The 24,606-nt window shown below is 68.8% G+C and carries 23 protein-coding genes; 19 read left to right on the top strand and 4 right to left on the bottom strand.

The window, feature by feature from the left end; all coding sequences use genetic code 11:
- Positions 1-1,312: 1,312 nt before the first annotated feature.
- Complete coding sequence (locus FB559_RS11650) at positions 1,313-1,657, bottom strand: PLD nuclease N-terminal domain-containing protein (protein WP_141955628.1); 345 nt, start codon at positions 1,655-1,657, stop codon at positions 1,313-1,315.
- A gap of 224 nt (positions 1,658-1,881) precedes the next feature.
- On the opposite strand from FB559_RS11650, the gene FB559_RS11645 reads away from it, so the two are divergent.
- Positions 1,882-2,817, top strand: coding sequence for a hypothetical protein (locus FB559_RS11645; protein ID WP_246121526.1), 936 nt, complete (start codon positions 1,882-1,884; stop codon positions 2,815-2,817).
- A gap of 10 nt (positions 2,818-2,827) precedes the next feature.
- Positions 2,828-3,100, top strand: coding sequence for a hypothetical protein (locus FB559_RS11640; protein ID WP_141955627.1), 273 nt, complete (start codon positions 2,828-2,830; stop codon positions 3,098-3,100).
- Between the two features lie 50 nt (positions 3,101-3,150).
- Here the strand turns inward: FB559_RS11640 and FB559_RS11635 are convergent, their stop codons facing one another.
- Positions 3,151-3,357, bottom strand: a complete 207-nt coding sequence (locus FB559_RS11635) for a BldC family transcriptional regulator (protein WP_141955626.1) — start codon at positions 3,355-3,357, stop codon at positions 3,151-3,153.
- Positions 3,358-3,587: 230 nt separating this feature from the next.
- Here FB559_RS11635 and FB559_RS11630 point away from each other — a divergent pair, with 230 nt between their 5' ends.
- Both FB559_RS11630 and FB559_RS11625 read left to right on the top strand, forming a co-directional pair.
- The gene (locus tag FB559_RS11630; RefSeq protein WP_141955625.1) at positions 3,588-4,562 is read left to right on the top strand and encodes a threonine ammonia-lyase; all 975 of its coding nucleotides are present in this window, start codon (positions 3,588-3,590) and stop codon (positions 4,560-4,562) included.
- Between the two features lie 51 nt (positions 4,563-4,613).
- Positions 4,614-4,856: a DUF4229 domain-containing protein gene (locus tag FB559_RS11625; protein WP_141955624.1), complete on the top strand. Its 243-nt coding sequence runs from the start codon at positions 4,614-4,616 to the stop codon at positions 4,854-4,856.
- A 157-nt stretch (positions 4,857-5,013) separates the two neighbouring features.
- Here the strand turns inward: FB559_RS11625 and FB559_RS11620 are convergent, their stop codons facing one another.
- Positions 5,014-6,057, bottom strand: a complete 1,044-nt coding sequence (locus tag FB559_RS11620; RefSeq protein ID WP_246121524.1) for an IS110 family RNA-guided transposase — start codon at positions 6,055-6,057, stop codon at positions 5,014-5,016.
- 410 nt (positions 6,058-6,467) lie between these two features.
- The gene (locus tag FB559_RS11615; RefSeq protein ID WP_141955622.1) at positions 6,468-7,172 is read right to left on the bottom strand and encodes a class I SAM-dependent methyltransferase; all 705 of its coding nucleotides are present in this window, start codon (positions 7,170-7,172) and stop codon (positions 6,468-6,470) included.
- 399 nt (positions 7,173-7,571) lie between these two features.
- On the opposite strand from FB559_RS11615, the gene FB559_RS11610 reads away from it, so the two are divergent.
- The 15 genes from FB559_RS11610 to nuoN all read left to right on the top strand — a co-directional run bounded on the left by FB559_RS11610 (position 7,572) and on the right by nuoN (position 24,596).
- A complete protein-coding gene (locus FB559_RS11610) occupies positions 7,572-8,852 on the top strand; it encodes a geranylgeranyl reductase family protein (RefSeq protein WP_141961633.1) in 1,281 nt (426 codons plus the stop codon).
- A gap of 120 nt (positions 8,853-8,972) precedes the next feature.
- Complete coding sequence (locus FB559_RS11605; protein ID WP_141955621.1) at positions 8,973-9,332, top strand: NADH-quinone oxidoreductase subunit A; 360 nt, start codon at positions 8,973-8,975, stop codon at positions 9,330-9,332.
- Between the two features lies 1 nt (position 9,333).
- The gene (locus FB559_RS11600) at positions 9,334-9,894 is read left to right on the top strand and encodes a NuoB/complex I 20 kDa subunit family protein (protein ID WP_141955620.1); all 561 of its coding nucleotides are present in this window, start codon (positions 9,334-9,336) and stop codon (positions 9,892-9,894) included.
- Positions 9,891-10,637 carry an NADH-quinone oxidoreductase subunit C gene (locus tag FB559_RS11595; protein ID WP_141955619.1) on the top strand — a complete coding sequence of 249 codons (747 nt, stop codon included), beginning with the start codon at positions 9,891-9,893 and terminating at the stop codon, positions 10,635-10,637. The genes FB559_RS11600 and FB559_RS11595 overlap by 4 nt, the downstream gene beginning before the upstream one ends.
- Positions 10,634-11,977: an NADH-quinone oxidoreductase subunit D gene (locus FB559_RS11590; RefSeq protein WP_141955618.1), complete on the top strand. Its 1,344-nt coding sequence runs from the start codon at positions 10,634-10,636 to the stop codon at positions 11,975-11,977. Before FB559_RS11595 ends, FB559_RS11590 begins: the two co-directional genes overlap by 4 nt.
- Positions 11,974-12,648, top strand: coding sequence for an NADH-quinone oxidoreductase subunit NuoE (gene nuoE / locus FB559_RS11585; protein ID WP_141955617.1), 675 nt, complete (start codon positions 11,974-11,976; stop codon positions 12,646-12,648). Before FB559_RS11590 ends, nuoE begins: the two co-directional genes overlap by 4 nt.
- A complete protein-coding gene (gene nuoF / locus FB559_RS11580) occupies positions 12,645-13,979 on the top strand; it encodes an NADH-quinone oxidoreductase subunit NuoF (protein WP_141955616.1) in 1,335 nt (444 codons plus the stop codon). Before nuoE ends, nuoF begins: the two co-directional genes overlap by 4 nt.
- Positions 13,976-16,417, top strand: a complete 2,442-nt coding sequence (locus FB559_RS11575) for an NADH-quinone oxidoreductase subunit G (protein ID WP_141955615.1) — start codon at positions 13,976-13,978, stop codon at positions 16,415-16,417. The genes nuoF and FB559_RS11575 overlap by 4 nt, the downstream gene beginning before the upstream one ends.
- The gene (nuoH, locus tag FB559_RS11570) at positions 16,414-17,811 is read left to right on the top strand and encodes an NADH-quinone oxidoreductase subunit NuoH (protein WP_141955614.1); all 1,398 of its coding nucleotides are present in this window, start codon (positions 16,414-16,416) and stop codon (positions 17,809-17,811) included. Before FB559_RS11575 ends, nuoH begins: the two co-directional genes overlap by 4 nt.
- The gene (gene nuoI, locus FB559_RS11565) at positions 17,804-18,331 is read left to right on the top strand and encodes an NADH-quinone oxidoreductase subunit NuoI (protein WP_141955613.1); all 528 of its coding nucleotides are present in this window, start codon (positions 17,804-17,806) and stop codon (positions 18,329-18,331) included. Before nuoH ends, nuoI begins: the two co-directional genes overlap by 8 nt.
- A 55-nt stretch (positions 18,332-18,386) precedes the next feature.
- Entirely contained in the window at positions 18,387-19,271 is an 885-nt protein-coding gene (locus FB559_RS11560; RefSeq protein ID WP_141955612.1) for an NADH-quinone oxidoreductase subunit J, read from the top strand.
- Positions 19,268-19,564 (top strand): NADH-quinone oxidoreductase subunit NuoK, encoded by a 297-nt coding sequence (gene nuoK, locus FB559_RS11555; protein ID WP_141955611.1) that lies wholly within the window; start codon positions 19,268-19,270, stop codon positions 19,562-19,564. Before FB559_RS11560 ends, nuoK begins: the two co-directional genes overlap by 4 nt.
- 10 nt (positions 19,565-19,574) lie before the next feature.
- Positions 19,575-21,500 (top strand): NADH-quinone oxidoreductase subunit L, encoded by a 1,926-nt coding sequence (gene nuoL, locus FB559_RS11550; RefSeq protein WP_221639979.1) that lies wholly within the window; start codon positions 19,575-19,577, stop codon positions 21,498-21,500.
- Position 21,501: 1 nt separating this feature from the next.
- Positions 21,502-23,037 carry an NADH-quinone oxidoreductase subunit M gene (locus tag FB559_RS11545; RefSeq protein WP_141955610.1) on the top strand — a complete coding sequence of 512 codons (1,536 nt, stop codon included), beginning with the start codon at positions 21,502-21,504 and terminating at the stop codon, positions 23,035-23,037.
- The gene (nuoN, locus tag FB559_RS11540; RefSeq protein WP_141955609.1) at positions 23,034-24,596 is read left to right on the top strand and encodes an NADH-quinone oxidoreductase subunit NuoN; all 1,563 of its coding nucleotides are present in this window, start codon (positions 23,034-23,036) and stop codon (positions 24,594-24,596) included. The genes FB559_RS11545 and nuoN overlap by 4 nt, the downstream gene beginning before the upstream one ends.
- The last annotated feature ends 10 nt before the right edge of the window (positions 24,597-24,606 follow it).

The raw sequence follows: 24,606 nt of genomic DNA, 5'->3' as shown, positions 1-24,606 counted from the left end.
CACCACCGGGGCGTTCTCACGTACGCGGGCAGCAGCGGCCGACCAAAGCCGGCATCCCGGCCCGAGACCGGCCCGGCCTCTCGGCGGAAAGCCACCTTCCGCCACCCGCCCCGACTGCAGGTCACGGGCCACTCGCCACCGGGTCCGCCCCGGGTTATGGGCCACCGGCCACCCGCTACCGCTCACCGGGCCTCCGGCCGTCGACCATGCGCGCCCCGCCGCCGGTTACCCACGACACGCCTTCCCGGCTACGGGTCACCGGCCGCCCGCCACGGGCTATAGGTCACCGGTCATGGCCTCCCGGCCACTGACCCCGGGCCATGGGCCATGGGCCATGGGCCATGGGCCATGGGTTCCCGGCCCCCTGGCCTCGGCCACCCGTTACCGCTTACCGGCCAACCGTCGCCGACCATGGCGTCTCGCCGCCGGTTACCTACGACGTGCCGTCCCCGCTACGGGTCACCGCCCGCCCGCTACCGGCCCCGGCCCCCGGCCCCCGGCCCCCGGCCATGGGCCACGGGCCACGGGCCACGGGCTACTCGTTAACGCTCATCGGCCCTCCGCCGTCGACCATGGGGCCCCGCCGCCGGTTACCCACGACAGGCCGTCCCGGCTACGGGTCACCGCCCGCCCGCCACCGGCCATGGCCATGGGCCCACCCACGGGCCCATAGGCCCGTGGGCCACCCGCCACCCGCTACCGTTCACCGGTCAACCGCCGCCCGCTACCCACGACGGGCCACCCCGCCACCGGCCACCAACCGCCACCCGGCACCGGAGACCTCCGGGGATGGCGGTGGACGGAGGCCGTCCCGGGGTAGCCGTCAGGACCCTGTCGATGGCCGATGCGGTTCCTTCATGCCTCTACCTACGTGGTTGACACCCACCTACGTGGTTCTCGCCCTCTGCGGAGCGGAGCGAGATGCGGGTGGGTGTCAGGTGCCGAGGCCGATGGCCGGGCGCGCCCGGTTTGGCTCGTCAGGGCGTTCGTGATCTGGCGCAGGTGCGTGTTCCTGGTGGCGGTCGTGGTCACGGAGGAAGGCGCCGCCATGAGTCGGCGCCGCGCGGTGGGGACGCGAGCGCCCGACCGGATGTGGTGGGCGCATGCCTGGTCCGGCAGGGCTTCCTGAGGCGGCGATGCCGCTGGAAGCCCCGTGTCGGTCGACCGGGGGCCGGTGCCGGTCGACCGGGGCCGGTTGCCCCACGCGGGGTCGCGGCCGCCGTACGGCGTGGTGGCGGCGTGGCGAGGCTGGCGCTTCGACCGGGGAGGAGGGCCGCGGCCCTCCTCCCCGGTCGTTGCAAAGCGGTTCAGGTCAGCCCTGGTCGTCGCCTCGCAGGCGGCGGTCGAGCTGACGGAGGAACTCCGGATCGTCGTCGGGTCCCACGGGAAGCGGTGCGTCCGGCTCCTGTGGGCCGCCGTCTCCGGACATGAGGAAGTCCGGGGGCCAGGCGGAGACGTCGGCGGTGACGTACCCGCGACGGCGTCCGAAGACGAGCCAGGCGATCGCGCCGAGATCGAAGAGAAGCAGCACGATCATGAACCAGGCGAATTTTGGCAGATGACGGGCATCGCCCTCAGTGATGGACAGCACCTCGAAGAGGCAGAAAAGCCAGACGCCGAGTGCGACCAGGATGAGCACGGCGGCAAGGACGAGCATGCTTCGCAGCGTAGCTCGGGCCTGCAAGCGCCGACGTCGCATGGCCAGTGCGGGCCGTTCGTACGCGGGGGCGGTGGGTGACGGAGTCCGAGAATCCGGCTTACGCTACGGCCTAGGTCCGTCTCATAAGCCTCGCCCGCAGCGCAGTAGGGCACCGGCGTATGAAACAGACACCAGCCCCGGGCAGGCGTGCGCGGGGCACGGAGGTGCTGAGGGGGCGTTCGATGCGCTACCGGGGGAACCGCCGTCAGGTCGAGGTCTCGGCCACCGACAGCCGCGGGCGGCATCGGCGGTCCAAGGACTCGGTCGGCGAGCACGATCGTCCGGCCACGGTCGAGCGGGCCGCCGGCCGGCCGCGCCGCCTCCAGCCCAGGGACGCGCGCGGACGGTTCCGCAAGATCGAGCCCGCGGACCGGCTGAGCGGTGCGCGCGACGGGGACGCCGTTCCCGAGGATCGGGCCAAGCCTCGTTACACGTGGCGCGACTTCGAGCTCGACGAGGACCTCCCGCGCGCGGCGCCGCATCCGGCCGACGCGGTCGACCTCAGGGACGGCCGGCGCCACTGTGGCGCCCTCGAAGGCATCCTGTACCGCCAGTGGGCCGCGGACGGCCGCTCGGCCCCTCCGGACGCCGTACGCGCCGTGGACAGCCTCGCGGAGCTCCCCGAGGCGCTCAAGGACAAGCTCGCCGAGGGCCTCGACGGAATCTATGTCGGATCCGGCGGTGTCCCCGACCTTGACGACATGCAGTACCTGCGCGGGGCACCGTTGCCGTCCGGCAAGGCAACGTGGGACATCTGCGCCGGTGCGTACGGGGATCGGACCATCGTCGTCGGTGATCGCCCTTCCCCGACTCCCGACGTGATGTTGCATGAGATCGGCCATGCGCTCGATGACATCGATGGCCGGATCGTCGAAGACGGGCCACGACAATGGCAGTCCGACAGTGCCGAGTTCCGTGCACTGTACGAGCAATGCCTTCCGCATTTTGCGAGTGATTTTCACATTGGCACCGACGATCTCGGGCGCCATGAGTTCTTCGCCGATGCCTTCGCGGCGATCGCGTCTCGACAACGGCCTGCACTTGTCGACATGCTCGGCGGCAACACTCGCGCCGCGCTCAATGTGATGCTTTTCTTCAACCGCAAATACGGAATTTAGGGGAGGGGCGATGTACGTCATCAGACTCCCCGACGGGACCCTTCGGGTGCCCGTGGGGGCGGTGGGACCCGGGCGTGAGGGGAGGAGGGCGCAGGGCGATACCGGGCGCGTGATCGGGCAGGCCTATGTCGAGATCGGGCCCGATGACCCTGACTATCAGCGCCTTCTCGATCAGTCCATCACGGAGGAGGAGCTGGCGGACAAGCACCGCCGATGGCGCGCCGAAGACGAGGCGCTACGCCGTGAGTTCGAGGAATTCAAAGCCGAGCAGGCCGAAGAGTGACGGGACACCGGGGGCAGGTGCCGGTCGCGAGGACTCCGAGAGACGATCGCCTAGCGGCTGAGATCGTGGGAGTCGACGGCCTCCTCGCCGCGTAGTAGCGCGTGCACCTCTGACTCTCTGAAACGGCGATGTCCACCGGGAGTCCGGATGCTACTGATCCGGCCGGCGGCGGCCCAGCGTGTCACAGTTTTCGGATCGACCCGGAACAGGGCAGCGACCTCGCCTGGGGTCAGCAGGCGCTCGCTCGTGCTCTCCACGTTTTCTTCCCCCTTTGTCCCGCTCTCGTGGCGGAAGGACTGTTTCTAAGTGTGCCGGTTGAAGCATGGTTTCTCCCTTGTTTTCGGAAAACATCACGCTACGTAGTTTTGTGACATGCAGTAATGACCAGATGTGATCGGCCGGTTGCAGTTTGGGTCGTCCGATCGGGCCGCTCCGCTCGTGGGTGCCCGGTTCTCACGAGGTCTTTGCGGCCCCTTAGGGTTCGGGTATGTCCGATCTTGTTACGTTGGAGGAGATCGAGGATGCCGCTCGCGAGCTTGACGGCATCATCCTCCGTACGCCGCTGGTCACATTCTCCGCGAAATCGCCCTCGGCTCCCTCCCTCCAACTGAAGCCGGAATCACTTCAACCGGTCGGCTCGTTCAAACTGCGCGGTGCCTACACCGCGATCAGTAACATTCCCGAGACCGACCGTAAGAACGGCGTCATCGCGCACTCGAGCGGCAACCACGCCCAGGCGGTCGCGTACGCGGCGAAGGTGCTCGGCGTCCCGGCGGTGCTCGTGGTGCCGAACACGATTCCGGCGATCAAGGCCGACGCGTGCCGTCTGCTGGGCGCCGAGATCGTCTTCGTGGAGCCGACCATCGAGGCCCGTGTCGAGACGGCCGAACGGCTGGCCGTCGCGCACGACTACGCCCTCGTCTCTCCGTTCGACGACCGTCACGTCATCGCGGGCCAGGGCACGATCGGGCTTGAGATCCTCGAGGACGCGCCGGACGTGAGCACGGTGCTCGTACCGATCAGCGGTGGCGGGCTGGTCTCCGGAATCGCCGCCGCGATCAAGGCGAAGCGGTCCGACGTCCGGGTGATCGGCGTCGAGCCCGAGTTCGCCGCCGACGCGCGCGCCTCCTTCCGCGCCGGCCGCCGGATCGCCTGGCCCAGCGCCGACACGCACCGTACGATCGCCGACTCCCTCCGCGTCGAGTGCGTCGGGGAGCTGCCGTTCGAGCATCTGCGCGCCTACGTCGACGACATCGTGACCGTGAGCGAAGAGGAGATCGCCGACGCGATGCGGCAGCTCGCCCAGCGCGCCCGGCTCGTCGCCGAACCCGGCGGCGCCGTCGCGACCGCGGCCTATCTGTCAAGGGTCGACGCGGGTGGCCGCGGGCGCTTCGTCGCGGTGGTGTCCGGCGGCAACGCCGATCCCGCGATGTACGCGGAAATCCTGCGCCAGGGCGCGTAACACGAGGGGGATGGTGAGGTACGCGGCCGAGGGGGATAGCCTCAGAAGGCCATGCGTTCCGTACTCATCTACAGCCTCTCGCGGCTCGCGCTGTTCGCCGCCACCGCCGGCGTGCTCTTCCTGGTCGGGGCACGCGGATTTCTGCTGCTCGGGCTGGCCATTCTGATCAGCGGCGTCATCAGCTTCGTCCTGCTGTCACGCCAGCGTGACGCGGTCTCCAACTCGGTGACCGAGCGGGCAGGCCGCATCCGCGACAACATGGCCGAGGGCGCCGCCCGCGAGGACGCCGACTAGCCAGGCCCTGTCTCAAAGTCGTGCTGCTGCCTGGTGGTGCCGCCTGGGTGGCGCCACCGCCAGGGTTATCCACAGAACCCCGCTCTACTTTCGCCTGCCGCTGTTCCCGCTGGACAATGTGAGTGGGATGGTTCCCCCTGGATGCTCTTATGTGGTGTCAAGCGGCGGCTGGTAGGTCGCTGGGTGTGGTGTTTGTGCTGGTGAGGGCTTTGAAGAGTTCGCGTGCGAGGTAGCGTTTGAGGCAGCGGATGATCTCGGGTTTGGGTTTGCCTTGGCTGGTGCGGCGTTGGACGTAGGTTCGGGTTCGGGCGCAGTGGCTCATGCGGGTGATGGTGATCAGGTAGAGGGCGCGGTTGGCTTGGCGGTCTCCGCCGCGTGAGAGCCGGTGCCGGGTGGTCTTGCCACTGGAAGCAGGGATCGGGGCCACCCCGCACAGAGCGGCGAAGGCGGCTGGGGTGGTGAGGCGGTCGGGGTTGTCGCCGCAGGTGATCAGCAGCTGTGCGGCGGTCTCGACCCCGACGCCGTAAATGGCGAGCAGGTCGGGGCGGGTCTGGGTGATCAAGGCTTTCAGGTGCAGGTTGAGACCATCGATTTCGGTGGTCAGGTGCTGGTGGCGGTGGGCCAGCGCGCGGAGGGCGTGTTTGGTGGCGTGGAGCGGGTCGGTCAGGTCGGTGCCTGGGCGCAGCCGTGCGCATGCGCTGATCAGTGCCGGGGTGGGTTTGCCGGTGAGGTGTTCGCGAAGTTGTGCCGGTGCGGTGACCAGCACGGCTCGTAGTTCGTTGATGGCTGCGGTGCGGGCCTTGATGGCTCCGGTCCGGGTCAGGTGCAGCACCCGGATCGATTCGGCGATCCCGTCGTTGCCTTTGGGCAGTGCGCGGGCGCGGCCGGCCAGCACCGCATCAGCGGCGGCATAAGCATCCAACGGATCGGACTTACCGACACTGCGGCGCTGACGGCGGTCGGGCCGGTTCACCTCCACCACGGTGACACCTTGACCGCGCAGGTACCGGGTCAGGCCCGCTCCGTAGGAGCCGGTGCCCTCCACCCCGACCGCGTGGATCCGGCCGAAGCCTTCCATCCAGGCCAGCAACCGCGCATAGCCCTCAACCGTGGCGGGAAACTGCGCGTCCGCGATCCGGCCGCCGTTCATCAACTCCACCGCGGCGTGATGGGTGTCGTGGTGGGTGTCGACCCCACCCACGACCCGCCGCTTGTCCGGTCGCCTGCTCCTGCGTGCCATCCTGAACCTGCCAATCCTCGTGAGGGAAACGAGACGTGGCACGCGCTGGGCCGGTGCATCGGACAGACCAGTGATGAGGCTCCTAGGCCGAGCTCTTATCAAGTCACGGCACCGGCCCAGCGCACACCCCGCAGACACACCAGCACGGCCGACAGATCCGGGGAAAGACACTCACTCACGAGGTCGGGCGGGCAAAGAGCCAAACCACACCAGCATCGCCTGCCCCACCATTCTCACTGGCGGGTGGGCTTCACGGCGGGTGGGCTTCACGGCGGGTGGGCTTCACGGCGGGTGGGCTTCACGGCGGGTGGGCTCCACGACGGGTGCGGGTCCCGGCCGACGACTTCGAGACAGGCCGTGGGGCCGCCCGTCTACTCGGTCGGCCGCCAGGCGTGGTGTAGTGCGACCACGCCGAACGTCAGGTTGCGGTAGCGGACCGACTCCCAGCCCGCCTGTCGCAGCAGGCCGGCCAAGGCCTCCTGGTCATGCCACGCGGCGGTCGACTCGGCCAGGTAGTGGTACGAGTCCGGGTTGGAGCTGACCCTCGCCATGAGCGGCAGGCCGACCTTGAGGTGCAGGCCGTGCATCCGCCGCAGTACGGGGTTCGGCGGATGGCTGACCTCGCAGATCACCAGTCGGCCGCCTGGCTTGGTCACCCGGAGCATCTCCGTCAGCGCGGCGGGCGTGTCGCTGACGTTGCGGATGCCGAAGGAGATCGTGACCGCGTCGAAGGACGCGTCGCCGAACGGCAGCCGGAGCGCGTCGCCGGCCGTGAAGGCGAGGCCGCGTTTCCCGGCCTGACGGCGTACGCCCTGCTCTAGCATGCCGAGGGAGAAGTCGCACGCTACGGTCAGCGCGCCTGCCTCGGCGAACGGCACCGAAGAGGTGCCCGTACCGGCGGCCACGTCGAGTACCAGCTCACCCGGCCGTGCGGCCACCGCGCGGACGACCTCACGACGCCAGGAGCGGGCCAGCCCGCCGGTCATCAGGTCGTTGAGCAGGTCATAGCGCGCGGCCGTGCGGTCGAACATGGCCGCGACCTCGGCCGGCTGCTTGTCCAGGGATGCGCGCGTCATGGTCGTCGAGCCTACGCAAGTCGCGGGGTGTCCGGGCATGGGCCTCGCCCGAACGATCCGCACGGCCGCACGGTTCCCGACCAACCCCCGAGAAGGTTTAGACTCAGCGTGTGGCACGCTTGTGAAGCGCTTCACAAATGAACAAGACCCGAAGATGGCACCCCGGGTCGCACCGAGCCTCCTCCAGGGCCGTACGATCCGGCACGGCATCGAGCCCGCCCTCCCCAGGCGACACCACCGACCAGCCCACAGAGGATTCCCGTGACCGAGCGCAGCAAGGGAACCAGCGAACACAGCACCGCCGGTCGCGAGACCAGCGGAGGAGGGCTCGTGACCGAGCGCAGCGAGGGAACCGACGAACACAGCACCGCCGGTCGTAAGGCCGACGGAGGAGGGCCCGTGATCGAGACACGCGCCGAGATTAGGCAGGACCTCTCCGCGACGGAGGCCGACGTGATCGTCGTCGGTGCCGGTCCGTCGGGCTCGACCGCCGCTTACCACCTGGCCCAGGCCGGTCTCGACGTCCTGTTGCTCGAAAAGACGGTGTTCCCGCGCGAGAAGGTCTGCGGTGACGGCCTCACCCCCCGCGCCACCAAGCAGCTGATCAAGATGGGCGTCGACCTCGACGCTCCGGGCTGGATCCGCAACAAGGGCCTGCGCATCATCGGCGGCGGCGTCCGCATGGAACTGCCCTGGCCCGATCTGGCGAGCTACCCCGACTACGGCCTGGTCCGCACGCGGATGGACTTCGACCAGATCCTCGCCGAGCGCGCGGTCGCGGTCGGTGCGAAACTGCGGCTGAACACCTCGGTGACCGAGCCGATCGTGGACGACACCGGGCGGATCACCGGCGTGATCGCCAAGACCCCCGACGGCGAGGCCCGGTTCACGGCGCCGCTCGTCGTGGCCGCGGACGGCAACTCCACCCGGCTCTCGCTGGCGATGGGCCTGCGCAAGCGCGACGACCGCCCGATGGGCGTGGCCGTGCGGCGCTACTACACGAGCCCGCGCCACGACGACGACTACCTCGAGTCCTGGCTGGAGCTGTGGGACGGCGAACGCCTGCTGCCCGGCTACGGCTGGGTCTTCGGCGTCGGCGACGGCACCTCCAACGTCGGCCTGGGCCTGCTCAACACGAGCGACGCGTTCAAGAACGTCGACTACCGGGGCCTGCTCAAGAGCTGGCTGGCCGGCATGCCCGAAGAGTGGGGCTACCAGGAGGACAACGCCACCGGGCCGGTACGCGGCGCCGCGCTCCCGATGGGCTTCAACCGCACGCCGCACTACACCCGCGGTCTGCTGCTCGTCGGCGACGCCGGCGGGATGATCAACCCGTTCAACGGCGAGGGCATCGCGTACGCGATGGAGTCCGCCGAGATGGCGGCGGAGGTCATCGTGCAGGCCCTCGGACGGCCGACCGCCGCCCAGCGTGAGCGCGCGCTGCACGACTACCCGCGCGTGCTCAAGGAGGCCTACGGCGGCTACTACACGCTCGGCCGGGTCTTCGTGAAGGCGATCGGGGATCCCCGCCTGATGAAGTTCGCCACGCGCCACGGGCTCCCGCACCCCACACTGATGAGGTTCACGCTCAAGCTCCTCGCCAATCTCACGGATCCGCGGGGTGGCGACGCGATGGACCGCGTCATCAACGCGATGTCCAAACTCGCACCCGCAGCGTGACACCCCGAGAGAAGAAGTGATGATCGCCGTGCCTAGGATGGAAATCCCGGTCGTGCCCGACGACCGTGCCGCGCCGGACGCGCGCCCCAATGGCATTCACCGAGAGGGGGGTGTAGAGATTTGAGCCTCTACGTTCCGATTGTCGTGCTTGGCGTACTAGCGCTGGGTTTCGCGGGCTTCTCGGTGGTCATGGGGTCGCTGACCGGCCCAAAGCGCTGGAACCGCGCCCGGCTCGAAGCGTACGAATGCGGCATCGAACCCACCCCGCAGCCGGTCGGCGGCGGGCGGTTCCCGGTGAAGTACTACCTGACGGCGATGCTTTTCATCGTTTTCGACATCGAGATCATTTTCCTCTATCCGTGGGCGGTCGCCTTCGACCACCTGGGACTGTTCGGCCTCGTCGAAATGGTGCTGTTCATCGTCACCGTCCTCATCGCGTACGCCTATGTCTGGCGTCGCGGTGGTCTGGAGTGGGACTGAGATGGGTCTAGAAGAGAAGCTCCCCAGCGGTGTCATGCTCACCACGGTCGAGCAGGTCATCGGCCTGGCGCGCAGGAGTTCGGTCTGGCCGGCGACGTTCGGCCTCGCCTGCTGCGCCATCGAGATGATGGCGACGGGCGATCCGCGTCACGACTTCTCCCGCTGGGGCATGGAACGCGCCTCAGGCTCGCCGCGGCAGGCGGACCTGATGATCGTCGCGGGCCGGGTGAGCCAGAAGATGGCGCCCGTGCTGCGGCAGATCTATGACCAGATGGCCTCGCCGAAGTGGGTCATCGCCATGGGCGTGTGCGCCTCCTCGGGCGGCATGTTCAACAACTACGCGATCGTCCAGGGCGTCGACCACATCGTGCCGGTCGACGTCTACCTGCCCGGCTGCCCGCCGCGGCCGGAGATGCTCCTGGACGCGATCCTCAAGCTGCACGACAAGATCCAGAACACCAAGATGGGCCCGCACCGCAAGAAGGAGATCGAGGAGCTGGAGCGCGCACGCCTCCGGCAGCTTCCCCTTCTTGACCAGCCGCGGCAGGTGACCACCTCATGAGCTCTCAGCACCCTGAGCAGAAGGCCGAGCAGGCCGCCGACCAGCTTCCCGCGCAGCGCGAGGAAGAACGCGCGGAGCAGCCGATCGCGCGCCGCGGCATGTTCGGCGCGGGGACGACCGGCGACACCTCCGGCTTCGGCGGCCTCGTCGTCCGCCAGTCGCCCAAGGTCGGCAGCGACCGGCCGTACGGCGGGCCGCGCACGACCGGCGCCGAGGGGGAGTTCGACGAGGTCGCGAACCTCCTCGAACGGGCCTACCCCGGCTTCGGCGACGGGATCGAGCGCGTCGTCGTCGACCGCGGCGAGCTGACCTTCGTCGTACGCCGCGAGAACCTCCTGGAGGTCATGCAGGTCCTGCGCGACGACCCCGCCCTGCGCTTCGAGCTGTGCACCGGCGTCTCCGGCGTCCACTACCCGGCGGACGCGGGCGCCGAGCTGCACGCGGTCTACCCGCTGCTGTCGATGACGCACAACCGGCGCGTACGGGTCGAGGTGACCTGCCCGGACGAGGACCCGCACATCCCCTCGATCGTGTCGGTCTACCCGACCAACGACTGGCACGAGCGCGAGACGTACGACTTCTTCGGTCTGATCTTCGACGGGCACCCGGCGCTGACCCGGATCATGATGCCGGACGACTGGATGGGCCACCCGCAGCGCAAGGACTACCCCCTCGGCGGCATCCCCGTCGAGTACCGCGGGGCCACGGTGCCACCGCCGGACGAGCGGAGGTCGTACGTATGAGCACCACTTATGACGCGTACGGGACGGATGAGGCGACCGAAGGCACCGTCTTCAACGTCTCCGGGCAGGACTGGGACGAGGTCGTCCAGGGCGCCCAGGAGTCCGAGGACGACCGCCTCGTCGTGAACATGGGCCCGCAGCACCCGTCCACGCACGGTGTGCTCCGGCTGGTCCTCACCCTCGACGGCGAGACCGTGGACGAGGCCCGCGTCGGGATCGGCTACCTCCACACCGGCATCGAGAAGAACATGGAGTACCGGACGTGGACCCAGGGGACCACGTTCGTCACTCGCATGGACTACCTCGCGCCGATCTTCAACGAGACGGCGTACTGCCTGGCCGTGGAGAAGCTGCTCGGCATCACCGATGACATCCCCGAGCGCGCGCAGGTCATCCGGGTCATGATGATGGAGGTCAACCGGATCTCCTCCCACCTGGTCGCGATCGCGACGTTCGGCCTCGAACTCGGCGCGACCACGGTCATGCTGAACGGCTTCCTTGAGCGTGAGTACGCCCTCGACATCTTCGAGATGATCGCCGGGCTGCGCATGAACATGGCCTACATCCGGCCGGGCGGCGTCGCGCAGGACCTGCCCCCGGGCGCCATCGACAAGATCGGCGACTTCGTCAAGCGCGAGCGGCACCGCTTCGGTCAGCTGCGCAAGCTGCTCGACGCCAACCCCGTCTACCTCGCGCGCACCAAGAACATCGCCTACCTCGACCTGACCGCCTGCATGGCGCTGGGCGTGACCGGGCCGGTTCTCCGCAGCACGGGGCTGCCCTGGGACCTGCGAAAGTCCCAGCCGTACAGCGGTTACGAGACCTACGACTTCGACGTCGCCACCCAGGACACCTGCGATGTCTATGGCCGCTATCTCGTGCGCATGCAGGAGATGGAAGAATCGCTGAAAATCATCGAGCAGTGCCTCGACCGGCTGAGCTCCGGCTCGGCCAAGTCGGGCCCGGTGATGATCCAGGACAAGAAGATCGGCTGGCCTGCCCAGCTCGCGCTGGGCCCGGACGGCATGGGCAACTCGCCCAACCACATCGCGCACATCATGGGCCAGTCCATGGAGGCCCTCATCCACCACTTCAAGCTGGTCACCGAAGGATTCCGCGTGCCGGCCGGGCAGGTCTACGCCCCGGTCGAGTCGCCGCGCGGCGAGCTCGGCTGCCACCTGGTGAGTGACGGCGGCACCCGGCCGTACCGCGCGCACTTCCGCGACCCGTCCTTCACGAACCTGCAGGCCATCCCGGCCGCTTCGGAAGGGGCGATGGTGGCCGACATCATCGCCGCAGTCGCGAGCATCGACCCGGTGATGGGGGGAGTGGACCGGTGACTGAGTTCGAGCCCGAGATCCTGGAGCGTCTCGAAAGGGACGCTAAGGAGATCATCGCGAAGTACCCCAAGCCGCGGTCGGCGCTGTTGCCGCTGCTGCACCTGGTGCAGTCCGAGGAGGGGTACATCTCCGAGGCCGGCATCCAGTTCTGCGCGGACGCGCTCGGCATCACACCGGCGCAGGTGACCGGTGTGGTGACCTTCTACACCCAGTACAAACAGCACCCGGTCGGCGACTTCCACGTCGGCGTCTGCATCAACAGCCTGTGCGCGATCATGGGCGGCGACCAGATCTGGCGCGAGCTGAGCGAGTACGTCGGTGTCGGTCACGACGAGGCGACCGACGACGGCAAGGTCAGCCTCGAGCGCATCGAGTGCAACGCGGCCTGCGACTATGCCCCGGTGATGATGGTCAACTGGGAGTTCTTCGACGACATGACTCCGGCCAAGGCCAAGCAGCTCGTCGATGACCTGCGGGCCGGCAAGCAGGTCGCCCCGACCCGCGGCGCGGACTCGGTGTGCACCTGGAAGCAGGCGTCCCGGGTGCTGGCCGGCTTCAACGACGGCCGTGCGGGCGAGGGCACGCAGGCCGGCTACGCGTCACTGCGCGGTCTCCAGCTCGCCAAGGACTCCGGCTGGGCGGCGCCCGAGCCTGAAAGAGGTGCCGAGTGACCACCCTCACGCCGATCCTGACCAAGATCTGGGACCGGCCCGACTCCTTCACCTTCGCGGCGTACGAGGACGACGGCGGCTACCAGGCGCTGCGCACCGCACTGGAGATGCCGCAGGACGACATCGTCCAGGCGGTGAAGGACTCCGGCCTGCGCGGCCGTGGCGGCGCGGGCTTCCCCACCGGCATGAAGTGGGGCTTCATCCCGCAGGGTGACGGCAGGCCGCACTACCTGGTCGTCAACGCGGACGAGTCCGAGCCGGGCACGTGCAAGGACATCCCGCTGATGATGGCCAACCCGCACGCGCTGGTCGAGGGCGTGATCATCAGCGCCTTCGCCATCCGCGCGAACATCGCCTTCATCTACGTGCGTGGCGAGGTGCTGCACGTCATCCGCCGCCTCCAGCAGGCCGTCGCGGACGCGTACGCGGCCGGCTACATCGGCACCGACATCCTCGGCTCCGGGTTCGACCTGGAGCTCGTCGTGCACAGCGGCGCGGGCGCCTACATCTGCGGTGAGGAGACGGCGCTGCTGGACTCCCTCGAGGGCTTCCGCGGCCAGCCTCGGCTCAAGCCGCCGTTCCCGGCGGTGGCGGGCCTCTACGGCGGCCCCACCGTCATCAACAACGTCGAGTCGATCGCCAGCGTCCCCTCGATCATCACCAACGGCGCCGACTGGTTCGCCTCGATGGGCACCGAGAAGTCCAAGGGCTTCGGCATCTTCAGCCTGTCCGGCCACGTCACCCGGCCCGGCCAGTACGAGGCGCCGCTCGGCATCACGCTGCGCGAGCTGCTCGACATGGCGGGCGGCGTACGCGCCGGCCACCAGCTGAAGTTCTGGACCCCGGGCGGCTCGTCCACCCCGCTCTTCACCGACGAGCACCTCGATGTTCCGCTGGACTTCGAGTCCGTGGGCGCCGCGGGGTCGATGCTGGGTACCCGTGCGCTGCAGATCTTCGACGAGACGACCTGTGTCGTACGCGCGGTGCTCCGCTGGAGCGAGTTCTACGCGCACGAGTCCTGCGGCAAGTGCACACCGTGCCGCGAGGGCACGTACTGGTACAAGCAGATGCTGAAGCGTCTGGAGAACGGCCAGGGCAGCGAAGAGGACCTCGACACGCTGCTCGACCTGTCCGACAACATCCTCGGCCGCTCGTTCTGCGCGCTGGGCGACGGTGCCACCAGTCCGGTCACCTCCAGCATCCAGTACTTCCGCGACGAGTACATCCGGCACTTCGAGACGGGCGCCTGCCCGTTCGACCAGGCCGCCTCCACTGTGTGGGCAGGTGCCACGGGGGCGGCGGGCGTAGTTACCGGGGGTGGAGCACAGTGACCGTCACCGACAGCACCCAGGTCGAGAAGCGCGAGGACCTGATCTCCGTCACGATCGACGGGTTCGAGATCAGCGTGCCCAAGGGCACGCTGATCATCCGGGCCGCCGAGCTGCTGGGCGTCCAGATCCCTCGCTTCTGCGAGCACCCGCTGCTCGACCCGGTGGCCGCCTGCCGCCAGTGCCTGGTGGAGATCCCGGACGCCGGCAACGGGCGCGGCATGCCCAAGCCGCAGCCGGCTTGCGCCGTCACCGTCATGCCGGGCATGGTCATCAAGACCCAGCTCACCTCCGAGGTGGCCGACAAGGCCCAGCACGGCGTGATGGAGCTGCTGCTCATCAACCACCCGCTGGACTGCCCGATCTGCGACAAGGGCGGCGAGTGCCCGCTGCAGAACCAGGCGATGTCCAACGGCCGTGGCGAGACGCGGTTCGTCGAGAAGAAGCGCACGTTCCCCAAGCCGATCGCCCTGTCGAGCCAGGTGCTGCTGGACCGCGAGCGGTGCATCCAGTGCACCCGCTGCACCCGGTTCTCCGACGAGATCGCCGGTGACGCCTTCATCGACCTGTTCGACCGCGGCGCCAAGGAGCAGGTCGGCATCGCGCCCGGCCATGAGTTCCAGTCCTACTTCTCCGGCAACACGGTGCAGATCTGCCCGGTCGGCGCGCTGACCGGATCGGCGTACCGCTTCCGTTCCCGGCCGTTCGACCTCGTCTCCACGCCGAGCGTCTGCGAGCACTGCGCCTCCGGCTGCGCCCAGCGCACCGACCACCGGCGCGGCAAGGTCACCCGGCGCCTCGCCGGTGACGACCCGCAGGTCAACGAGGAGTGGAACTGCGACAAGGGCCGGTGGGCGTTCACCCACACCACCGCACCCGACCGGCTGACCCACCCGCTGGTACGCAACGAGGACGGCGTGCTGGAGCCGGCGTCCTGGCCGGAGGCCCTGAGCATCGCGGCCGAGGGCCTGAGCAGGGCCCGCGGTAAAGCGGGCGTCCTGACCGGCGGCCGGGTCACGCTCGAGGACGCCTACGCGTACGCCAAGTTCGCCCGGCTCGCGCTCCGCACCAACGACATCGACTTCCGCGCCCGCGCGCACTCCCGCGAGGAGGCCGACTTCATCGCGGCGTCCGTCGCGGGCAGCCCGATCACCGTCACCTACGACGAGCTGGAGAAGGCCCCCGCGGTGCTGCTGGCCGGCTTCGAGCCGGAGGAGGAGTCGCCGATCGTCTTCCTGCGGCTCCGCAAGGCGGTGCGCAAGCACGGCCTCAAGGTCCACTCGATCGCGCCCTTCGCGACCCGTGGCCTGGCCAAGGTCGGCGGCACGCTCGTCTCGACGGCGCCCGGCGGAGAGGCCGAGGCTCTCGGCAACCTCATCACCGGCGTCGGACTCGACGACGCGGGCAAGGCCGCCGTCGAGCTGCTGAAGACCGAAGGTGCCGTCATCCTCATCGGTGAGCGTCTCGCCGCCGTACCGGGCGCGCTGTCGGCCGCCGCCCGCCTCGTCGCGGCCACCGGCGCACGGATCGCCTGGATACCGCGCCGTGCCGGTGAGCGCGGCGCCATCGAGGCGGGCGCCCTGCCCGGCCTGCTGCCGATCGGCCGCCCGGTGGTCGACGCGGCCGCGCGTGCCGAGGTGGCACGCGCCTGGGGCGTCGCGGCCCTGCCCGAGACGCCCGGCCGCGACACCGCCGGCATCCTCGCCGCCGCCCGCGCGGAGGAGATCGACGCCCTGCTCATCGGCGGCGTCGACCCGTACGACCTGCCGAACCCCGACGAGGTGCTGGCCGCACTGGAGGCCACGCCGTTCATCGTGAGCCTCGAGCAGCACGTCAGCGCCGTCACGGACCGCGCCGACGTCGTGCTCCCGGTCGCGGTGATCACGGAGAAGGCCGGCACCTTCGTCAACTGGGAGGGCCGCGGCCGTCCGTTCGAGGCCGTGCTCAAGGTCCCGCAGGTGATGTCGGACCTGAAGGTGCTGCGCGCGATCGCCGACCTGATGGACGTCCACCTCGCCCTGCCCGACTCCGCCTCGGTGCGCCGCGAGCTCGCCACACTCGGCGGGTTCAAGGGCACCCGGCCGGGCCATCCGAGCATCACCGCCGCGGTGCCGGGCGAGCCCGGCGTCGGCGAGGCGATCCTGGGCACCTGGCGGATGCTGCTCGACGCGGGCACGCTGCAGGCCGGTGAGCCGTTCCTCGCCGGCACCGCGAAGACCGCGGTCGCCCGGCTGAGCGCGGCGACCGCCGAGGAGATCGGAGCGGACGGGAAGGTCACCGTGGCCACGGCTCACGGCGAGATCACTCTGCCGCTGGAGATCACCGACATGCCGGACCGCGTGGTCTGGCTGCCCGCCAACTCACCGGGGTCGGCGGTCTACCGCGACCTCGGCGTCCAGGCCGGAGACGTCGTGAAGATCCAGAACGGGAGCGTCGCATGAACGTCCCCACCACCCACCTGCTCGCGGATGCGCTGGCCGCCACACCGCGGACCGAGCAGTGCACCGGCAAGCCGTACGGCCTGGGGTCGTTCGGTTGCGACCCCTGGTGGCTGGTCGGCGCCAAGGCGCTGGTCATCTTCGTGTTCCTGCTGCTGACGGTGCTGCTGTCCGTCTGGTTCGAGCGCCGGGTCATCGGCCGCATGCAGCTGCGCCCCGGCCCGAACCGCGCCGGCCCGTTCGGCCTGCTGCAGTCGCTGCTCGACGGCATCAAGGGCGCGACCAAGGAGGACATCGTCCCCCGCGGCGTGGACAAGGTCGTCTTCTTCCTCGCCCCGGTGATGGCCGCCGCGCCCGCGCTCGTGTCGTTCTCGATCATCCCGTTCGGCGGGATCGTGTCGATCGGCGGCCACAAGACGCCCCTGCAGCTCACCGACCTTCCGGTCGCGGTGCTGCTGGTCCTGGCGATGTCCTCGATGGGCGTGTACGGCTTCGTGCTCGCCGGCTGGTCGTCGATGTCGCCGTACTCCCTGCTCGGCGGCATGCGTTCCAGCGCCCAGGTGATCTCCTATGAGATCGCGATGGGCCTGTCGTTCGTGGCGGTGTTCCTGTTCGCCGGGTCGCTGTCCACCTCCGAGATCGTGAACGCCCAGGCGCACGGCGGCACGTACCACTTCCTCGGCATGACGGGACACCTTCCGTCCTGGTACGTCGTGCTGCTGTTCCCGTCATTCGTGATCTACCTGTTCACGATGATGGGGGAGTCCGGCCGCATCCCGTTCGACCTGCCCGAGGGCGAGGGCGAGCTGGTGGCCGGCTACCACACCGAGTACTCCTCGCTGAAGTTCCTGATGTTCTACCTCGCCGAGTACATCAACATGGCGACGCTGTCGGCGCTGTGCACCACGCTGTTCCTCGGTGGCTACCGCGCGCCGTGGCCGATCACCGGGATCTGGTCCGGAGCCAACTCCGGCTGGTGGCCGATCCTGTGGTTCCTGATCAAGCTGTGGATGTTCATCTTCTTCTTCGTCTGGGTCCGCGCCTCGCTGCCGCGTGTCCGGTACGACCAGCTGATGCGGCTGGGCTGGAAGGTCCTGATCCCGGTGTCGCTGGGCTGGATCCTCTTCGTGTCCGCGGTGCGTGCGCTGCGCAACGAGAAGCACGACATGCGCCCGGTGATGCTGGGCGCGGCCGTGCTGATCGTGATCCTGCTGGTGGTGTCGGCGATCTGGGAGCGAGCGTCCGGGAGCGGCAAGGCGGGAGCGGCCGAGGAGGCCGCCGAGCCCGAGCCGGATCCGATGGCGGGCGGGTTCCCGGTGCCCCCGCTCGACGCACCGCACTACCACGGTGCCGGAGATGCCCGCGCCGACAAGTCCGCGGAGGCCACCCGTGCTTGATTTCCTGAACCCGGTCAAGGGGTTCGGCGTCACCTTCCACCAGCTGTTCATGAAGGTGGAGACGGTCGAATACCCCGAGGTCAAGAAGCCGACCGCGCCGCGTTTCCACGGCCGTCACCAGCTCAACCGCTGGCCCGACGGCCTGGAAAAGTGCATCGGCTGTGAGCTGTGCGCGTGGGCCTGCCCCGCGGACGCGATCTACGTCGAGGGCGCCGACAACAGCGAGGACGCGCGCTACTCGCCGGGCGAGCGCTACGGCCGGACCTACCAGATCAACTATCTGCGCTGCATCCTCTGCGGCCTGTGCATCGAGGCGTGCCCGACGCGGGCGCTCACGATGACGAACGAATACGAGCTGGCCAACGACAGCAGGGAGAGCCTCATCTACACCAAGGAGATGCTGCTCGCCCCGCTGATCGAGGGCATGGAGACGCCGCCGCACGAGATGCGGCTCGGGGAGACCGAAGAGGACTACTACCTCCTCGGCGCCGCGAGCGAACACGACGAGGGCGCCAAATGAGCGAGCGAATCGGAAAGCACGGCTCTCTGGTCGCCCCGCCGACGAAGGAGGGCTCATGAACCCCGTCATGGCGGCCGGCGCCCATCAGACCGGTGAGTCGGGGATCTTCTGGTTCCTGGCCATCGTGTCCGTCGCCGCCGCCCTTGGCATGATCTTCATGCGGAAGGTCGTCTACTCCGCACTGCTGCTCGCCGTGGTGATGCTGTCCCTGGCGGTGTTCTACGCGGTGAACGAGGCGCCCTTCCTGGCGTTCGTACAGGTGATCGTCTACACCGGCGCGGTGCTGATGCTCTTCCTGTTCGTCATCATGGTCGTCGGCGTCAGCTCCACCGAGTCCATGGTCGAGACGATCAAGGGCCAGCGTGTCGCCGCGGCGATCGCGGGTATCGGGTTCGCCGTGCTGCTGATGCTCGGCATCGGTAACGCCGCGCTGCCGTCGTCCAAGGGCCTGAGCACCGCCAACGCCGACGGCGGCAACGTGATGGGCCTGGCGCGGCTGCTGTTCGGCAGCAACACCCGGCCGGGCAACACGATGGGGAGCTACATCTTCGCCTTCGAGGTGACCAGCGCCCTGCTGATCACCGCGGCGCTGGGTGCGATGGTGCTCGCCCACCGCGAGCGCCTGACGCCCAAGCCCACGCAACGCCAGCTGTCCGAGGCGCGGATCAGGAGTGACCAGGTCACGCCGCTGCCGCCGCCCGGCACGTACGCCCGCCACAACGCCGTCGACATGCCGGCCCTGCTTCCGGACGGCACCGTGTCCGAGCTGTCGGTCAGCTCGGTCATCGCCCGCCGGCGTGGTGGCTCGCACGACGACCTGCACGGCGAGGGCCCCGAGGCCGCCGTCCGGCGCGAGGCCGCCACACTCAAGGCGGTGCTCAAGGGTCAGACCGAAGGACAGGTCGAGCTCGGCGACGAGGATGAGGGGAAGAAGGAATGACCGGCCACTACCTGGCTCTCTCCGCCATCCTGTTCACGATCGGGGCGATCGGCGTGCTGATTCGCCGGAACGCCATCGTGATCTTCATGTGCGTCGAGCTCATGCTGAACGCCACCAACCTGGCGTTCGTCGCCTTCTCCCGCATGCACGGCACTCTCGACGGTCAGATCATCGCCTTCTTCGTGATGGTCGTGGCCGCCGCCGAGGTCGTCGTGGGACTGGCGATCATCATGGCGATCTTCCGAAGCCGCAAGTCCTCGTCCGTCGACGACGCGAACCTGCTGAAGTACTGAGGACATCTCGATGACGAACCTCCTAGCCGATCCGCAGCTGCATGCGCAGGCGGCCCACGGCATGCAGTCCGCCACATGGCTGCTGATCGCCTTCCCGCTCGCGGGCGCCGCGATCCTGCTGCTCGGCGGCCGCCGTACCGACAAATGGGGACACCTGCTCGGCGTCGCGATGTCGCTGGCGTCCTTCGTCGTCGGCGTCGCCGTGTTCGTGCAGATGCTGGGCCAGCCCGGAGACGGGCGGACCCGTCTGGTCCACCTGTACCAGTGGGTCTCGGTCGGGTCGTTCAAGGCGGACGTCAACCTCCTGATCGACCCGCTGTCCATCAGCTTCGTGCTGCTGATCACCGGTGTGGGCTCGCTGATCCACATCTACTCGATCGGCTACATGGCGCACGACCCGGAGCGGCGCAGGTTCTTCGCGTACCTCAACCTGTTCGTCGCGGCGATGCTGCTGCTGGTGCTCGCCGACAACTTCCTCACCCTGTACGTCGGCTGGGAGGGCGTGGGTCTCGCCTCGTACCTGCTGATCGGGTTCTGGCAGCACAAGCCGAGCGCGGCCACCGCGGCCAAGAAGGCGTTCATCGTCAACCGGGTCGGTGACTTCGGCCTGTCCGTGGCGATCATGCTGATGTTCCTGACGTTCGGCTCGATCAACTTCCAGGACGTCTTCGGGCACGCCTCACAGGCGTCGCACGGCACCATCACCGCGATCGGCCTGCTGCTCCTGCTCGGCGCCTGCGGCAAGTCCGCACAGCTCCCGCTTCAGTCCTGGCTCCTGGACGCGATGGAGGGCCCGACCCCCGTGTCGGCGCTCATCCACGCCGCGACGATGGTGACCGCGGGCGTCTATCTGATCGTCCGTTCTCACGTGATCTTCGAGCTGTCGGCGCAGGCGCGGCTCCTGGTGATGATCGTCGGAGCGGCCACGCTGATCTTCGGCGCGATCATCGGTTGCGCCAAGGACGACATCAAGAAGGCCCTGGCGGGCTCGACGATGTCGCAGATCGGCTACATGATGCTGGCCGCCGGGATCGGCAAGGCCGGGTACGTCTTCGCGATCGCGCACCTGATCGTGCACGGTTTCTTCAAGGCCGGGCTTTTCCTCGGCGCCGGCTCGGTCATGCACGGCATGAACGACGACGTCGACATGCGCAAGTACGGCGCGCTGCGGACGGTCATGCCGATCACCTTCGCGACGTTCGGCCTCGGCTACCTGGCCATCATCGGCTTCCCCGGCCTGTCCGGCTGGTGGACCAAGGACGGCATCATCGACTCGGCCTTCGACAAGGGCGGCACGTCCGGCCAGATCCTCGGCTGGGTGGCGCTGATCGGCGCGGGCATCACGGCGTACTACATGTCGCGCGTGATGTTCATGACCTTCTTCGGCGAGAAGCGCTGGGACGACGACGCCGACCCGCACGAGTCGCCCTGGGTGATGACGATCCCGCTGATCCTGCTGGCCGTCGGCTCCATCGCGGGCGGCGCCTTCCTGATCGCGGGGGACCGGTTCGCGAACTTCCTCGCCCCGGTCGTCGGCGGCCCCGAGGAGTCCCACAAGGTCATCACGCCGTACACCTACGTCGTGTTCGCGCTGATGGCCGCCGGTATGGGCCTCGCGTACCTCCAGTACCTGCGCCGTCCGGTCCCGCGTACGGCTCCGGCGGGGCGCTTCCCCGTCGTCGCGGCCCGCAAGGACCTGTACGGCGACGCGCTCAACGAGTCGCTGTTCATGCGGCCCGGCCAGTGGCTGACCCGCCTGACGGTCTACTTCGACGGACGTGGCGTCGACGGCATCGTCAACGGCGTCGCCGCCTTCGTGGGCGGCACATCGGGACGGCTGCGGCGGGTGCAGACGGGCTTCGTCCGCTCGTACGCACTGTCCATGTTCTTCGGCGCCGCGCTCGTGGTCGGCGCCCTGCTCCTGGTGAGGCTCTAACATGCTGACAGCGCTCATCGCCATCCCCGCACTCGGCGCGCTGCTGGTCGGGCTCCTGCCGAAGGACAAGGACGCGCTGGCCAAGTACACCGCGCTCGGCGTGACGCTGGTCGTCGCGGTCCTCACCGTGGTGATGGCGATCCGGTTCGACAACGGCGGGCCACGCTTCCAGTTCGTCGAGAAGTACTGGTGGATCCGCCAGTTCAACGTGCACTACGCGGTCGGCGTGGACGGCGTCGCGCTGGTGCTGATCCTGCTGTCGGCGATCCTGGTGCCGGTGGTCGTGCTCGCGTCCTGGAACGACGCGGAACGCTCCGGTGGAGTCGAAGAGCCTCCCAAGCGGTCGGTGAAGGCCTACTTCGCGCTGCTGCTGAGCCTCGAGGCGATGATGATCGGCGTCTTCGCGGCGACCGACATCTTCCTGTTCTACGTGTTCTTCGAGGCCATGCTGATCCCGATGTACTTCATCATCGGGTCCTACGGCGGCCCGCAGCGCTCGTACGCCGCGGTGAAGTTCCTGCTGTACTCCCTGTTCGGCGGCCTGCTCATGCTCGCCGCGGTGATCGGCCTGTACGTCGTGTCGGCGAACGCCGGGCACGGCACGTTCCTGTTCGACGAGCTCACCCAGCTGCACATCCAGCCGACGACCGCCAAGTGGCTCTTCCTCGGCTTCTTCATCGCCTTCGCGATCAAGGCGCCGCTGGTGCCCTTCCACACCTGGCTGCCGGACGCCGCGGGCCAGTCGCCCGCCGGCGCGGCGGTGCTGCTCGTGGGCGTGCTCGACAAGGTCGGCACCTACGGCATGCTGCGCTTCTGCATCGAGCTGTTCCCCGGCGCCGCCAAGTGGTTCACCCCGGTGGTGCTGACGCTGTCGGTGATCGGCATCGTGTACGGCGCGGTGCTGGCGATCGGTCAGGTCGACCTCAAGCGTCTGATCGCCTACACGTCGATCTCCCACTTCGGCTTCATCACGCTGGGCATCTTCGCGATGACCACGCAGGGCCAGACCGGCGCGACGCTCTACATGGTCAACCACGGCTTCTCGACCGGCGCGCTGTTCCTCGTCGCGGGCTTCCTCATCGCCCGGCGTGGCTCGTCCCGTATCGACGCGTTCGGTGGGGTGAAGAACGTCGCGCCGCTGCTGGCCGGCACCTTCCTCGTCGCCGGCCTGTCCGGCCTGTCGCTGCCGGGGTTGTCCACGTTCGTGTCGGAGTTCCTGGTGCTGGTGGGCACGTTCACGCGCTACAAGGTGCCGGCGATCATCGCGACCAGCGGCATCATCCTGGCCGCCGTCTACATCCTGTGGATGTACCAGCGCACGATGACCGGCCCGACGACCGAGAAGGTCGCGGGCATGCGGGACCTGTCCAAGCGTGAGCTGGTCGTGATCGCGCCGGTGCTGGCGCTCCTCGTGGTGCTGGGCTTCTACCCCAAGCCCGCGCTGGACATGATCAACCCGTCCGTGAAGCAGACGATGGTCCGGGTCGACCAACATGATCCGAAGCCGACCGTCGCCGAGAAGGGAACCCGCCCGTGAGTTACGTCAACATCGCGGCAGGGAACATCTCCCCCCCAACGATCGAGTACGGGAAGCTCGCGCCGATCCTGATCGTGCTCGGCGCGGCGGCGGTGGGTGTGCTCATCGAGGCGTTCCTCGGCCGCGAGCAGCGCTACTGGGCGCAGGTGCAAGTGTCGCTGCTCGGCCTGGTGGGGGCGTTCGCCTGGACGGTCGCGCTGGGCGTGTCCAGCACGCCGCACCACGTCGCGGCGATGGGCGCCATCGGCGTCGACGGGCCGACCCTCTTCATCCAGGGCACCATCCTCGCGCTCGCGCTGATGTCCCTGCTGCTGATCGCCGAGCGCCGGCACGAGCCGAGCCCGTTCACCGCGCAGGCGTCGTCGGTGCCGGGCAGCCCGGAGGAGCGCGAGAGCCTGGTCGCGGGGATCACGCAGACCGAGGTCTTCCCGCTGATGCTGTTCGCGGTCGGCGGCATGCTGATCTTCCCGGCCGCCAACGACCTGCTGACCATGTTCGTGGCGCTCGAGGTCCTGTCGCTGCCGCTGTACCTCCTGTGCGGTCTGGCCCGCCGGCGCCGGCTCCTCTCGCAGGAGGCGGCGGTCAAGTACTTCCTGCTGGGCGCGTTCTCCTCGGCGTTCTTCCTGTACGGCACCGCGCTGCTGTACGGCTACGCCGGCTCGGTGCGGCTGTCCGACATCGCCACCGCCATCAGCAGCAAGGCCGGTACCGAGCCGCTGCTGCTCGCGGGCGTCGCGCTGCTGAGCGTCGGGCTGCTGTTCAAGATGGGCGCGGTGCCGTTCCAGGTGTGGAAGCCCGACGTGTACCAGGGCGCTCCCACCGCGATCACGGCGCTGATGGCCTCGTGCACGCTCGTCTCGGCCGTCGGCGGGATCCTGCGCGTGTTCTACGTCGGGTTCGAGACGCTGCGCTGGGACTGGCGGCCGATGATGTGGGCCGTCGCCATCCTCACCATGCTCCTCGGCGCGATCGTCGCGATCACGCAGACGGACGTGAAGCGGATGCTCGCCTACTCCTCGATCGCGCACGGCGGCTTCCTGCTGACGGGCGTCATCGCGACGAACCAGGCCGGCCTGTCGAGCACGCTGTTCTACCTGGCCGCGTACGGCTTCACGACGGTCGGCGCGTTCGCGATCATCACGATGGTCCGTGACGCGGGAGGCGAGGCGTGGCACCTGTCGCGCTGGGCCGGGCTCGGAAAACATCATCCGCTTCTCGCCGGGACGTTCGCGCTGTTCCTGCTGGCCTTTGCCGGTATCCCGCTGACCAGCGGATTCACCGGAAAGTTCGCGGTCTTCCAGGCCGCGGTCGCGGGCGGTGCGACTCCTCTGGTCATCGTCGGTGTGCTCTCCTCGGCGATCGCCGCGTTCTTCTACGTCCGCGTGATCGTGCTGATGTTCTTCAACGACCCCGCTGTCGACGGTCCCCTCGTGGTGTCCAGTCCGACCAGCACGGCGGCGGTGGCGGTCGGGGCGTTGGCTACTGTTGTACTCGGCGTGGTGCCGGGGCCTGCGCTTCACCTGGCCCAGTCAGCCGCCAGCCAGTTCTTCGTTCGCTGACCCCTCGGGA

It is taken from the genome of Actinoallomurus bryophytorum (genome assembly GCF_006716425.1).
Lineage (GTDB): Bacteria > Actinomycetota > Actinomycetes > Streptosporangiales > Streptosporangiaceae > Actinoallomurus > Actinoallomurus bryophytorum.
Note: the sequence above shows the minus strand (reverse complement) of the source record. Positions and strands in the feature narration are given on the sequence as shown.